This window comes from Lewinella sp., from assembly GCF_050633125.1.
Classification (GTDB): Bacteria; Bacteroidota; Bacteroidia; order Chitinophagales; family Saprospiraceae; genus Lewinella.
In genome coordinates, this window is the sequence record NZ_JBOEFX010000138.1 from 33,806 (window position 1) to 46,006 (window position 12,201).

Annotated in this window: 12 protein-coding genes and 1 riboswitch; of the genes, 5 read left to right on the forward strand and 7 right to left on the reverse strand. The window is 45.8% G+C overall.

Annotated elements, in window-relative coordinates:
- Window positions 1-35 precede the first annotated feature (35 nt).
- Complete coding sequence (locus ACRBG0_RS25255; protein ID WP_431489614.1) at window positions 36-608, forward strand: dockerin type I domain-containing protein; 573 nt, start codon at window positions 36-38, stop codon at window positions 606-608.
- A gap of 202 nt (window positions 609-810) precedes the next feature.
- Window positions 811-1,377, forward strand: a complete 567-nt coding sequence (locus ACRBG0_RS25260; RefSeq protein ID WP_431489615.1) for a hypothetical protein — start codon at window positions 811-813, stop codon at window positions 1,375-1,377.
- 78 nt (window positions 1,378-1,455) lie between these two features.
- Here the strand turns inward: ACRBG0_RS25260 and ACRBG0_RS25265 are convergent, their stop codons facing one another.
- The 4 genes from ACRBG0_RS25265 to ACRBG0_RS25280 form a co-directional block, all read right to left on the reverse strand.
- On the reverse strand, window positions 1,456-2,964 hold the full coding sequence (locus tag ACRBG0_RS25265; RefSeq protein ID WP_431489616.1) for a M28 family peptidase: 1,509 nt from the start codon (window positions 2,962-2,964) through the stop codon (window positions 1,456-1,458).
- A 193-nt stretch (window positions 2,965-3,157) separates the two neighbouring features.
- Complete coding sequence (locus tag ACRBG0_RS25270) at window positions 3,158-3,796, reverse strand: peroxiredoxin (RefSeq protein WP_431489617.1); 639 nt, start codon at window positions 3,794-3,796, stop codon at window positions 3,158-3,160.
- A gap of 39 nt (window positions 3,797-3,835) precedes the next feature.
- Window positions 3,836-4,933, reverse strand: coding sequence for a homoserine O-acetyltransferase MetX (gene metX, locus ACRBG0_RS25275; protein ID WP_431489618.1), 1,098 nt, complete (start codon window positions 4,931-4,933; stop codon window positions 3,836-3,838).
- 126 nt (window positions 4,934-5,059) lie between these two features.
- Complete coding sequence (locus tag ACRBG0_RS25280; protein ID WP_431489619.1) at window positions 5,060-6,379, reverse strand: O-acetylhomoserine aminocarboxypropyltransferase/cysteine synthase family protein; 1,320 nt, start codon at window positions 6,377-6,379, stop codon at window positions 5,060-5,062.
- 222 nt (window positions 6,380-6,601) lie between these two features.
- Window positions 6,602-6,719, reverse strand: a riboswitch (SAM riboswitch).
- Window positions 6,720-6,880: 161 nt separating this feature from the next.
- On the opposite strand from ACRBG0_RS25280, the gene ACRBG0_RS25285 reads away from it, so the two are divergent.
- Complete coding sequence (locus tag ACRBG0_RS25285; protein ID WP_431489620.1) at window positions 6,881-7,294, forward strand: OsmC family protein; 414 nt, start codon at window positions 6,881-6,883, stop codon at window positions 7,292-7,294.
- A 2-nt stretch (window positions 7,295-7,296) separates the two neighbouring features.
- Here ACRBG0_RS25285 and ACRBG0_RS25290 read toward each other — a convergent pair whose 3' ends face one another.
- Complete coding sequence (locus tag ACRBG0_RS25290) at window positions 7,297-8,331, reverse strand: hypothetical protein (protein ID WP_431489621.1); 1,035 nt, start codon at window positions 8,329-8,331, stop codon at window positions 7,297-7,299.
- A gap of 9 nt (window positions 8,332-8,340) precedes the next feature.
- Window positions 8,341-8,604 carry a hypothetical protein gene (locus ACRBG0_RS25295; RefSeq protein WP_431489622.1) on the reverse strand — a complete coding sequence of 88 codons (264 nt, stop codon included), beginning with the start codon at window positions 8,602-8,604 and terminating at the stop codon, window positions 8,341-8,343.
- Window positions 8,605-8,727: 123 nt separating this feature from the next.
- Here ACRBG0_RS25295 and purU point away from each other — a divergent pair, with 123 nt between their 5' ends.
- Window positions 8,728-9,585 (forward strand): formyltetrahydrofolate deformylase, encoded by an 858-nt coding sequence (gene purU, locus ACRBG0_RS25300; RefSeq protein WP_431489625.1) that lies wholly within the window; start codon window positions 8,728-8,730, stop codon window positions 9,583-9,585.
- A gap of 121 nt (window positions 9,586-9,706) precedes the next feature.
- Window positions 9,707-11,185 carry a glycogen synthase GlgA gene (glgA, locus tag ACRBG0_RS25305; protein WP_431489623.1) on the forward strand — a complete coding sequence of 493 codons (1,479 nt, stop codon included), beginning with the start codon at window positions 9,707-9,709 and terminating at the stop codon, window positions 11,183-11,185.
- Between the two features lie 90 nt (window positions 11,186-11,275).
- On the opposite strand, the gene ACRBG0_RS25310 is transcribed toward glgA, so the two are convergent.
- The gene (locus tag ACRBG0_RS25310) at window positions 11,276-12,121 is read right to left on the reverse strand and encodes an NmrA family NAD(P)-binding protein (RefSeq protein ID WP_431489624.1); all 846 of its coding nucleotides are present in this window, start codon (window positions 12,119-12,121) and stop codon (window positions 11,276-11,278) included.
- Window positions 12,122-12,201 lie beyond the last annotated feature (80 nt).

A 12,201-nucleotide genomic window follows, 5' to 3' on the forward strand; every position in this document is an offset into this window, starting at 1 on the left:
CTGAAACTTACTTTAATCCCACAAAAAATAAATTCATGTTACGATATATCTTGTTTGTAGTTCCTTTGTTGCTTTCGGTTGCAAGCTTTGCTCAACCCTTTACCGTGGCTGGTACCGTTGAAGCCTCTAACGGGGAAGCGATTGGTAGCCTTACTATTGATTTGCTAGCTGCTGACGGAAGTGTTATCAGCTCTCAATCGGTAGATTGTGATGGTCAGTATGCTTTTTCTGGTTTGGACAGCGGTGTCGATTACTCGCTCCGCCTGGACAAAGAAGATGGTGCAGCCTTAAATGGCGTCTCTACATTCGACTTGGTGTTGATCTCTAAGCATATGTTGGATGTGCAGCCTTTTGGTAGCCCCTACAGTATTGCTGCTGCGGACGTGGACGAATCTGGAGATATTTCTATTACAGATCTTATGATCATCCAGTCTGTAGTCTATGCTCAGAGTACCGATTTTCCTGGGCAGAACTGGTTTTTCTTCAGTGAGGGCAATACACTCCCCGCTACCGAATTTCCCTTTACCCTTACGGCTGATCTATTGGATTTCAACTTTATTGGTGTCAAGAAGGGTGATGTCAATAACTCTGCAAATAACTGTGAATAAATAGAGGACGCAAGACTTAGTATTGCGCAGAAAATCACGTTTTATTTTCGTGCTGTTCCTTAGTGGCATTACGATAAATGAGTATCGTTAAAAGGTTCTTTGTCCTCTAGGGCAAGAGATCGTACCCGCCATGAAGGACGGGGAGCGACTAAGGTGTAGCGTATCCGAATAATCATTCTATCATCCAAAAACTTCTAATCTAATGACTAACTATAAATATCTTTTGCTTGCTGTTTTTCTTCCAATGGCAGGCTTTGCACAAAACACCATCAGTGGCGATATCGTATTGCCAAACGCCTTGCCGGTATGTAATGTATTGGTAGAGTTAATTGACCAGAATAATCAGGTTCTCCGACAGGATTTTAGTGAAGAGGATGGCACCTTTGCGCTGACAAATGTACCTGATGGTACGGATTATACCTTACGGTTTTTTAAAGAAGGCCCCTACCTCAATGGTACTTCCACCTTTGACTTGGTACTCATTGCGAGAATGGTTTTGGGAATCGATCCACTTACTCCTTACGCACTATGGGCAGGCGATGTCAATGGTTCTGGCACGCTCACGACATTGGATATGATCTTGATTCGTAAACTCATTCTTCAGATAGACACCGCCTTCATCGTGCCTTCCTGGGGTTTTGATGAGGTAAATGCGCCAGGGTGTGATAACCTTATTGAAATACCTAGCCTCACAGAGTCACTAAATGTTTCAGTCGTAGGTGTTAAGCGTGGTGATATAAACAATAGCACTTCGATGATTTGCCAATAGGAGGGATCACCCTTTGTTTAAAAAAAAAACGCGCTGTCCAGGATTTCCCGGACAGCGCGTTTTTCTTAAAAGAAACTTTTAATCCTTCTTGTACAGTTCCTTTCCAGCTTCTTCGTATTTGTCACCTTCGGCCCAAACGGGGAGTTTAGAACTGTTGGCAATAACCCGACAGCTGTGGGCAAAAGCCTGACAGTAAACCTTTAGGTAAGCGTAATCTATGCTTGATGCCTCGTCACTTACCTGGTGGTAGTGTTCTAGAATCTCTGCGTCAAACTCTGAAAATCCAGGGCTGAAGGTTAATGCAGGAATTCCCTTACGGGCAAAAGAAACATTATCAGAACGATCGAATAAGCCTTGCTCTGGTGCAGGGTCTCCGATGATCTTTAAATTGAAAGGTGCTACTCCGGCTTCGAGCATCTCGTTGGTTCCTGTGCGGTTCCAACCAAAGATGGATACGGCTCCGGTATCACTGTATCCAGCGCCATCGGTATTGAAGTTGAAGATCACCTTATCTAACGGAATCAGCGGATGATCAGCGTAATATGCGCTACCTAATAGGCCAATTTCTTCGCCGGTTACAGCTAGAACAATGATGGAGCGCTTAGGACGCATTTCTGCCAATGCCCGGGCAGTATTGAGCAAAGCGATAGTACCAAAGGCATTGTCGCGAGCACCGTTAAAAATGCTATCTGTTTCAGTGTATTGCCCACCTTGCTTACCTACACCAACATGGTCATAGTGTGCAGTGATCAAGAGGTACTCGTCCTTGAGTTCAGGATCAGTACCTTCCAAAACACCAACGACATTTTGTGATTGAACTTTATTACGAATAAATCCAGTTGAACTCAACTGAACTTTCAGCTTTTTGGCTGTCTGAATATCCGTAAAGGAAAGCGCATCCACCTTGTTCAACCAAGCGTAGGTGATGGTGCTCTCTTCTTCCTCTTCTTCCATTACTTGTAGCGATTCTCCGCCGAAGTAACCCGCAAACATTTCCCAAGGGAAAGGCAATTGGTAGAGTTCTACCAATGCTATTGCTCCACGCTCTTCCGCTAGTTTACGCTTTGCACTCATGGCGCCAACAATACTACCAGGGTCTTTTGCTCCCGGAGGGCCAGGCAAGACAAAAACGACTTTTCCTTCCACATCCAAGCCAGCATAGTCATCATGGCTCGTTTCGGCATCTACCCAGCCGTGGCCGGCAAAAATACCTTTGGCTTTAGCCGTTACAGCCGGGCCCGAAAGAATGATGAAATCACTTCCAGCCTGTAGACTAGCCCCATTTACCGTCATAGAAGAAGAGACAGGAGGTTGGGTTGCCGCAAAAGGGATGCGCTGAAAATGGTCGCTCATACCTGCAGGAGGCGCGTAACCATAGGCGCGCAAGTGGGCAGCAATGTACTCTGCTGCCATATCGTTTCCGCGACTAGCGGTACGACGACCTTCGAGTGCATCACTCGCAAGAAATTCCATTTGAGTCCGGATATCGTATTCATTGAATGAAAACTCCGGTGCTTTATCGCTCTGTTGAGCCGTACTATAATTGACCAACCCTAGGGTCAAAAGTAGAAATAGGTAATACCGCATAAAATCGTATTGATATTAATTAGAGGTCAGGCTTGAAAATAATTAGTTGGTTTGCCTGCTATGTTTCCGGCTCGAAGATAGGTATAAGTGTTAAAAAAAGAAGCCCCCGCTGTTCTGTAGCAGGGGCTTGAAGTATTGCTTTTGCGGTAAAATGACCGTTTAATGCTGCCATCGACGGTCAGATTAGAGCTAATTAATCAATATTAGGTTGTGGCGTAGTCCGTAGGTAAGGCTTGATCTTAGTATGCCCTTTGGGAAATTTCGCAGGAATATCAGCATCAGCAATGCTAGGTGAGATCACTACATCTTGCCCGTGTTCCCAGTCGACAGGGGTAGCTACACTGTAGTTATCCGTTAACTGCAAGGAATCAATAACACGTAGGATCTCATGGAAATTGCGGCCAGTACTAGGAGGGTAGGTCAGGGTAAGACGAACCTTCTTGTCGGGGTCAATCACAAATACGGAGCGCACGGTCACTTTGGTCGTCGCATTGGGGTGGATCATATCGTAGAGTTCTGCAACTTTACGGTCATGATCAGCGATAACAGGGAAGTTCATCTTCACTTCCTGTGTTTCTTCAATATCCTTGATCCACTCGTGGTGATCGGTTAATGGATCAACACTGAGCGCGATGGGCTTTACGCCTCGTTTTGCAAATTCTTCTTTAAGTGCCGCCGTACGCCCTAGTTCGGTTGTACAAACAGGCGTGAAATCTGCTGGGTGAGAATAAAAAACAACCCAGTTGTCGCCAGCCCAATCGTAGAAATCTATCTCTCCTTGGGTGGTTGCTGCTTTGAAGTTGGGAGCATCGTCCCCTAATCGTAAAGACATTTGTTATGGTTTTTTGAAGGAAATTTTTATTAAAAATGCTTAGAAACTCTCGCTGCCAGGAAGAACGAGGTTCTGTTTGAAGGCTACGTTTTTTCGCAACCTTGGCGAAGCGGTTCTTCCGGTTAAGGCACCTTGCATAAAGTCATATAACAAGTTACTGATGGCCTTGGTTTCGGTCAAAAAGCCATCATGACCAAAATCACTGTTAATGACTTCAAAACGTGCATCAGGAATGTGTTCTGCTAGTTCAGATTGTTCCGTGACAGGAAAAAGCAGGTCACTATCAATACCAATGACCAGTGTTTTTGCGGTGACGCTCTCTAAGGCTTTAGCAATATTGCCGCGTCCACGTCCTACATTATGCGCATCCATGGCTTTACTGAGTACCCAATAAGATTGAGGACTGAACCTGCGCCAGAATTTTTCGCCTTGGTATTGCTGGTAACTGCTGGCGCGGAAATTATCTGTTTTATTATCATCTGTTTCTGCCTGGCTGTTGTCATAGGTTTGATAATGCCGATAAGAAAGCATCGCAATGGCACGAGCGGTGGCCAGGCCTTTGCGGCCTCCTTCCTTGGTGCCGTCGCCAAAACTTGCATCAGCTTGCATGGCCATTCTTTGCGCTTCATTAAAGGCTATGCCCCAGGGAGAGTGGCGGGCATTGGTAGCCAGTAAGCACAGGTGCCGAAACCGATGGGGAAACAATACGGCCCATTCTACCAATTGTTGTCCTCCTAGTGAACCGCCAATCCCTAGTTGTATTTGATCAATTTCCAAATGTATAGCGAGCAATTCATGCGCTTTGGCTAAATCTCTGGTTGTTATTCTGGGGAAATCCAAACCATAAGGAGTAGTGGTGTCAGGGCGCCAATCATCAGGCCCTGTGCTGCCGTAGCAGGAACCCAAAATATTGGCACAAACGATAAAATGCCGATCAGGATCAATAGTCTCCCCTTTACCAACTAGTCCAGGCCACCATTCTACCGGATTGGTATTTCCGGTGAGTGCATGGCAAACCCATACCACGTTGTCTTTGGCGGGATGAAGGGTTCCAAATGTTTGGTACGCCATCGTGATCCGAGGAAGCTGCTCGCCAGACTCTAAAGTGAAAGGTTGATCGAAATGCAAATACCGCATAGAGGAAAGAGTTGAAAGTGATCAGGAAACCATGAATGATAGAAGGACATAAGGCAGCCCAAGTTGGAGTTAAAAAAGGGGGATTCTTTCTCCTTGCCATTGAGCCCCTTATGCCATTCTATAAACTTATACCGTTACAGGCGTTCCAATTTTGGCAAAAGCCTGCGTAAAATCGGCCTTGATATCATCAATGTGCTCAATACCTACGCTTACACGCAACAAGTTGGGCAATACGCCCGCCTGGATCTGAGCTTCTGCTGACAACTGCTGATGAGTGGTTGCTGCTGGCTGAATAATCAGTGTTTTGGCATCCCCGACATTAGCAAGGTGACTAACCAGTTGAAGACTATCAACCAGCTGAGTTGATTGCTGCTGGTTGCCCTTGAGGGTGAAACTCAGAACCCCACCAAAACCATTCTGCAAAAAGTTTTGCGCATTTTTGTGATTGGGGTGGGAGGGTAGCCCCGGGTAATTGACCTGCTCTACCTGTGGATGCTGTTCGAGCCAGGTTGCTAGGGCTAGCGCATTGTCGGTTGTGCGTTGTACGCGCAAGCTCAATGTTTCCAATCCTTGCAAAAGCAAAAAGGAATTGAAAGGACTAAGGGCTGGGCCAAAATCACGTAGACCTTCTACTCTGGCACGAATCGCAAAAGCAATATTGCCAAAAGGCCCATCTACACCAAAGACATCAGAAAATACCAAGCCGTGGTAACCTTCAGAAGGTTCACTGAATTGAGGGAATTTACCATTGCCCCAGTTGTAGTTACCTCCATCGACAATGATGCCACCAATACTGGTGCCATGCCCGCCGATCCATTTAGTTGCTGATTCTACAACCACGTTGGCACCATGCTTTAAAGGTTGGCAGAGGTAGCCGCCCGCACCAAAAGTATTGTCAACGACTACAGGCAAATCGTGCTGCTGGGCAACTTCAATGATGCCTGCGAAATCCGGGACGCTGAAGCGGGGGTTACTGATGCTTTCGAAATAAATAGCTTTGGTATTTTCGTCGATCAGGCGTTCGTAATCAGAAGGGTTCTCTCCCTTTGTAAACCGCGCTTCTATGCCTAAGCGTTTGAAAGCTACCTTGAATTGATTATACGTGCCGCCATAAAGGTTGGCCGAAGAAACGAAGTTGTCGCCTGCCTGGAGAATATTGGTCAATGCAATAAACTGTGCAGCTTGCCCCGAACCAACAGCCACCGCAGCAACACCGCCTTCCAGCGCTGCTACTCGCTTCTCAAAGACATCGGTGGTAGGGTTCATGATGCGGGTGTAGATGTTGCCAAATTCCTTGAGCGCAAAGAGATTGGCACCGTGTTCAGAATCCTTAAAGGTATAGCTGGTCGTCTGGTAAATAGGCACCGCTCTAGAGCGAGTAGTACCTTCTACTTCTTCTTGGCCAGCGTGTAATTGCAAAGTTTCAAATCTAAGATTGGACATCATTTATTGTTTTTGTGGGTAATTAATAGCAATAGCCTGTTCTGCATAGAGAAGACGATAGCAGCAATTACCCCTTGGGGTAAACAACTAAAGCCCTCCTGTATACGCAGGATGGAATTAACAGCAACAACAACAGCAAGCTACCATAGCAGGCTGTTCGACAATGGAACGGAAAGAGAAAATTGGAAGTGGCGCTGAGGCCGAAAAATGATTCATTATATCCCGATTTTATATTTCCCCTCAGCAATATGCTGAGGCGGCGGGATTGGCACCTTTTGCTTCAGGGGAAGCAAGGTTGCCAGGGTTTCATTGAGCCCGATCTCTCAACCCTTCGGTATAAAATCAGAAATCCGGAGAAATCCGATTAGAATGCAAATGTAAAGGAGTAGAATGTAAAAGTCAACTAATCTAGTAGGAATTAATTCTTTTTTTACTAAAATCCTGGAAATCCAATAATCAACTTAAATTAGTCCTTTGGTGTTTGGCTAAATAAAATAGACAAGTATGAAAGTTACCTTAGAAAGATTAGATGATGCCTTCCATATGCAGGCGAGCAATGAAGATGGCCTCACCGTACATACGGATGGATCTCCTGAAATTGGTGGCCACAACCTTGCGATGCGCCCCATGCAGATGGTGCTGGCCGCGCTAGGTAGCTGTAGCAGTATCGATATTATCTACTTACTCAATAAGCAGCGCCAGCCCTTGCGTGATATCAAGATTGAACTTAATGGTGAACGTGTGGATACTGTCCCCAAGGTCTTCAAAGCCATCCATGTTCACTACAAACTCTTTGGTGGTCTTGATGAGAAAAAGGCGGAGCGTGCGTGCCGCCTCAGCATGGAGAAATTATGCTCCGTTTCTATGATGCTGGAAAAGTCGGTAGACATTACCTGGTCGTATGAAATTTTAGTATAACCTCAACTTCCCAAAGCCATCAAGGCCCGTGGCTCCCGGTCAGCTGTCATGGCCATCACCACGGCAGCGGTGCAGAAAACAGGGCTGGTGATGCAGTGATGCCCGCTCCAGGAAGCATTTCCGTTTTGGATATTGCTGTACAATTCGTTCATCCGGCTGTACCAGGCTTCCCATTCGGCGCCACCCATTGCGGCTAACGATTCTGAGGTAAGCATGTGGCTGAGGAATTCCTCCCCACCATTGTTACCGAAACCGCGTTGAACATCATCCCGTAGAACTTGGCGGGCGGCTTGCACGTTGGCTACATAATCGGCAGCCATTGTTACTGCTTCTTCTTCGTCAATGCCTTGTTGGCGCAGAGCTTCTACTGCAAGCTGGGTAGATAGGGTGTCTGTCGTTTGGTTCATTTCGCTGAGTGCCTGGCGGGTAGTGTTTGCCGAAGATGCTGTGGCTCTTTGTGTACTGCACAAGGCGTAAAGAGGTATACCCGCAGAACTTTCTGTACTCACGCTTCCGTCAGCAAAAACATTGCTACGCTGGTATTGCTGCGACCGTTGCATGGCATCGCGGTTAACGGGCCTGCCTACGCGCTCGGCGAGTTCCAGTGCATTGTTGCCCATTGCGGAATTGAGGACGGTGGCCCAGCCTCGGTTGTTCCAACTACCGTCAGTTTCTTGAGAGGCTTCCAGCATGGCGATGCATCGGTCTAGTGCCGCTGTTACTCGCTGGTAGGTCATCGGATCATGATTAAGGTAGGGCGTCAGTCTTGCAAAAAACTGTGCCGCCAGGGCTACATCTACATTAGCACCAAGCTTTATTTGCGGTTGGGTACCTGTGCGTTCCGTAATGTTGAAAGCCTGATGATCAGCGGCCTCGGTTGCAGAAATCAAATATTCTGTAGCGTTGGCCAGGGTAGGGCGGTAAGCACCTTGCTGTAAGGTGGTACCTGATCGCAGAAAAGCCATCGCAACCAAGGCGGTCGTTGCCGGATCGGTCGTTACTTGCTGAGGGTCGCGGATGTTTTGCCGACTATGCAAACCAGCACCTCATCCACCATCAGCAGCTTGGGCTTCAGATAACCAGGTGAGACTTTGCTGTAAGTAATCTGGTAGAGGAGCAAAATCTTGGGGTGAGGGGATTCCCCAATCTTGGTTGGACAATTCGGCAATAGCCGCTTCATTGGGAACATAAAACGAACTTATCCTCACCTGTGCCCAGCCATCGTAACGATTAGAGGCTATAACAAGTGCAATAAGAGACGTAAGGAAGAAAAGAAAGAATCCAAGGATAAAGAGAGATGATTTACGCATGTTAGAGGGTTATTGGTCATAAAAATACAGAACGAAGTTTCAAATTACAAAATGATTAGTACAAAGGCAATTATGCTGTCAGACTATTGTACTTTTGCACCCTCAAACAAGATCTTAAATATGATACAGGCGACCGCAGTATTGCTGATTCATTGTCCTGACCAAAAAGGAATAGTAGCAGCTATAACCGATTTTTTGCACAATAACGATGGTAATGTTATATCGTTGGAGCAACACGTCGATCCTAATTTAGGGCATTTCTTCATGCGCGTTGAATGGGAGTTGACAGGTTTTGGAATCAGTGCTGATAAAATTGAAGATTATTTTGCCACACTAGTAGGTAATAAATTCGGCATGTCTTGGCAGCTTCATTTTACCGATCGGAAGCCCAGGATGGCGATTTTCGTATCAAAGGCTTCACACTGTTTCTATGATATTTTGCAGCGCTACTCCTCTGGGGAGTGGGATGTGGAGATACCGGTAGTGATCTCCAATCATGAAGCACTGGGTCCTATCGCAGAGCGGTTTGGTATTGACTTCAAGGTTTTTCCTATCAACAAAGCCAATAAAGCGGAGCAGGAGGCACTAGAAAAAGAGCTGATCAAAGAGCTTAATGTTGATTTTATTGTATTGGCACGTTACATGCAGATTCTGTCAGATGATTTTTGTGGCAGTTTCCCAAACCGGATCATCAATATTCACCACTCGTTTTTACCGGCATTTAAGGGAGCACGCCCTTATCATTCTGCCTATGAGCGTGGTGTGAAGATCATTGGTGCAACCAGTCATTACGTAACTCCTGACCTGGATGAGGGCCCAATCATCGCCCAGGACGTCACCCATGTCAGCCACCGCGACGACCCGAGAGAGTTGGTGCGCAAAGGCAAAGACATAGAGAAGAGAGTACTCTCTCAGGCGATTAGAGCACAGCTGGAACATAAAATTTTGCCTTTTGGTAATAAAACAATTGTGTTTCACTAAAAAACAATATTTTAGAGCTTGTTTGGAACAGTTTCGTAAAGCACTTAGATGTGCATTAGGAACAAGCCCCAAATATGTTTTTAGACCCTTCCTTATCATTCATACTACATAATTTCTATCCATGTCTGCACCTCTTAATATTGTTTTTCTTGCCTCAGAAGGCGTTCCGTTTGTGAAAACAGGTGGTTTGGCGGATGTCGTTGGAGCTCTACCAAAGGCCCTTCAGGATTTAGGGCATCAGGTACGCATCATTTTGCCTAAATACAGCAAAATTGATGCTGCTAAATTTGGCATGGAGCGCTTTCAGGAATCTATGGGCGTCTGGATGGGCGGCGGTGTGCAGGAATGGTGTGCGGTAGATGTAGCTTATATTGAAGGAGATATTCCTGTCTATTTTATTGAAAATTGGAAATTTTATGAGCGTGATGGCATTTACAATGATGCTAATAACCGCGATTTTAATGACAACCCTGAGCGCTACGCTTTCTTTACAAGAGCAGCGCTACAATTGTGTATCGACCAGCAGTGGCCAACAGATATTGTGCATAGCCATGACTGGCAAACGGCGCTAGCACCTGGGTATCTAAAAACCTGGTTCCGTAATGAACCCATTCTGAGTAGGGCAGCTGGGATATTTACAATCCATAATATTCAATACCAAGGTAATTTCCCTAAAACCCGTTGGCCTTACATTGGCTTGGGATGGGAAAACTTTACTTCCGATAAATACGAAGATCACGACCGGATAAACTATCTCAAAGGCGGGATAGCTTTCGCAGATATGGTCAATACGGTGAGCCCTACCTATGCCTTTGAAACCAAAAGTTCTGAGTTGGGCATGGGGATGAACAACCAGCTCAATGCGAAAGGTGATGCTTATGTGGGTATTCTAAATGGCGTCGATTACGCAGACTGGAACCCCGCTACCGATAAGTATCTTCCTGCAAATTATTCGCCCGAAGACATGGCGGGTAAAGCAGAGTGTAAGCGCGCTTTGCAAGAAATGTTTGGCTTAGAGGTTAATCCCGATATTCCCTTGGTAGGCGTAGTGAGCCGCTTCGCTGATCAAAAAGGACTTGATCTATTGTACGGTGCCATCCACGGAGCCGTTAATCGTATGAAGGTCCAGTTCATCATATTAGGTTCAGGAGACAAGCAACTCGAAACAGCCTACATGCAGCTGCCTGCACAGTACCCTGGCCGGATCGGGACCCTGATTGGTTACGATAACCCCAAGGCACATCTCATTGAGGCAGGTTCTGACTTCTTTGCCATGCCTTCTCGTTTTGAGCCCTGTGGCCTCAACCAAATGTACTCACTGAAATACGGCACCTTACCGATCGTTAGGGCTACTGGTGGTTTGGCAGATACCGTTGTTCAATACAATGAGCAAACAGGCGAAGGGACCGGTTTCAAATATACTGACAATACGCCTAGCGCAATTGTTGATGTTATTGGTTGGGCGGTAAGTACTTTTTATGATCGCAAAATACATCTTGATGCGATGATCCAAAGAGCAATGACACAGGATTTTGGCTGGCTCCAGAGCGCACGCCAGTACGAGACAATGTACCGCGAAGCATTACGTCGCAAAGGGTAAAAAATACTTTTGCTTTAAAAGAAGAGGCGCTCGGAACAGGCCAATAAGTTTATTCAGCAACCTGCTCCGAGAGCCTCTTTTAATTTACACTTAAGCACGCTGGTTTTTGGGAATTGAAGACCATACGCCTGTGGCAGCAGTTTCTTGTACATAAGTTGAAAAATCCTTGGCCTTTCTGCCCAGTACTTTTTCAATATCGTGTGTTACCAGGGAGTTTTTTTCGTTACCAATGACCTCCGTGAAGAGATAAGTAATGAGCCATACGTAATCGGCAGGTAGTTGGAATTCCTTTAGCATCTTTGAATATGCATCCAACGAAATGGGCGTAAATACAATGTTTCTTTCCGTTGCTTTATTGATTTCCTGAATGACGTCTTCAAAGGTCAATAACCTTGGTCCTGTTAATTCGTAAATTTCACCATTGTGCTGGTCATCCAATAGTGTTTCTACTACAACAGCAGCAATATCATCAGTATCCACATAAGGGACTTTGGCTTGTGCTTGTGGTAATGCTACGTGACCTGCCAGAATAGGGTCTAAAAAGAAGCTTTCGCTAAAATTTTGATTGAACCAGCTTGCCCGAACTATGGTATAGTCAATGCCACTATGAATAACGACTTGCTCACATAGTTCTGCTTCTCGTTCTCCTTTTCCAGACAGCAATACTAATTTTTTGATGCCTGCTTTGTGGGCCTCTTTTGTTAGTAATTCTATAGCTTCCAGTGCTCCTGGTACAGCGAGGTCGGGCTGGAAAGTAATATAAATTTTATCTATACCTTGGAATGCAGCTGGCCAGTTGGCTGGTACGTTCCAGTCAAAAGATGGGGTGGCATTCCGAGAGCCTACTCTGACTTTCTGGCCGCGATTGGTTAATTGTTCCACGACTTTACGGCCAGTTTTTCCTGTTCCGCCAAGGACTAAAATATTGTTTTTCATCAGTAGTGTCCGGTTATAAGTCAAAGATATTCAATTGATTATGACTTCCGGGGTTCTTGTTTTTGGATTCAATTTTCATA

Coding starts and splice junctions, on each gene's coding strand:
- ACRBG0_RS25255 (WP_431489614.1), top strand. CDS start 36: ATGTTACGATATATCTTGTTTGTAGTTCCTTTGTTGCTTTCGGTTGCA.
- ACRBG0_RS25260 (WP_431489615.1), top strand. CDS start 811: ATGACTAACTATAAATATCTTTTGCTTGCTGTTTTTCTTCCAATGGCA.
- ACRBG0_RS25265 (WP_431489616.1), bottom strand. CDS start 2,964: ATGCGGTATTACCTATTTCTACTTTTGACCCTAGGGTTGGTCAATTAT.
- ACRBG0_RS25270 (WP_431489617.1), bottom strand. CDS start 3,796: ATGTCTTTACGATTAGGGGACGATGCTCCCAACTTCAAAGCAGCAACC.
- metX (WP_431489618.1), bottom strand. CDS start 4,933: ATGCGGTATTTGCATTTCGATCAACCTTTCACTTTAGAGTCTGGCGAG.
- ACRBG0_RS25280 (WP_431489619.1), bottom strand. CDS start 6,379: ATGATGTCCAATCTTAGATTTGAAACTTTGCAATTACACGCTGGCCAA.
- ACRBG0_RS25285 (WP_431489620.1), top strand. CDS start 6,881: ATGAAAGTTACCTTAGAAAGATTAGATGATGCCTTCCATATGCAGGCG.
- ACRBG0_RS25295 (WP_431489622.1), bottom strand. CDS start 8,604: ATGCGTAAATCATCTCTCTTTATCCTTGGATTCTTTCTTTTCTTCCTT.
- glgA (WP_431489623.1), top strand. CDS start 9,707: ATGTCTGCACCTCTTAATATTGTTTTTCTTGCCTCAGAAGGCGTTCCG.
- ACRBG0_RS25310 (WP_431489624.1), bottom strand. CDS start 12,121: ATGAAAAACAATATTTTAGTCCTTGGCGGAACAGGAAAAACTGGCCGT.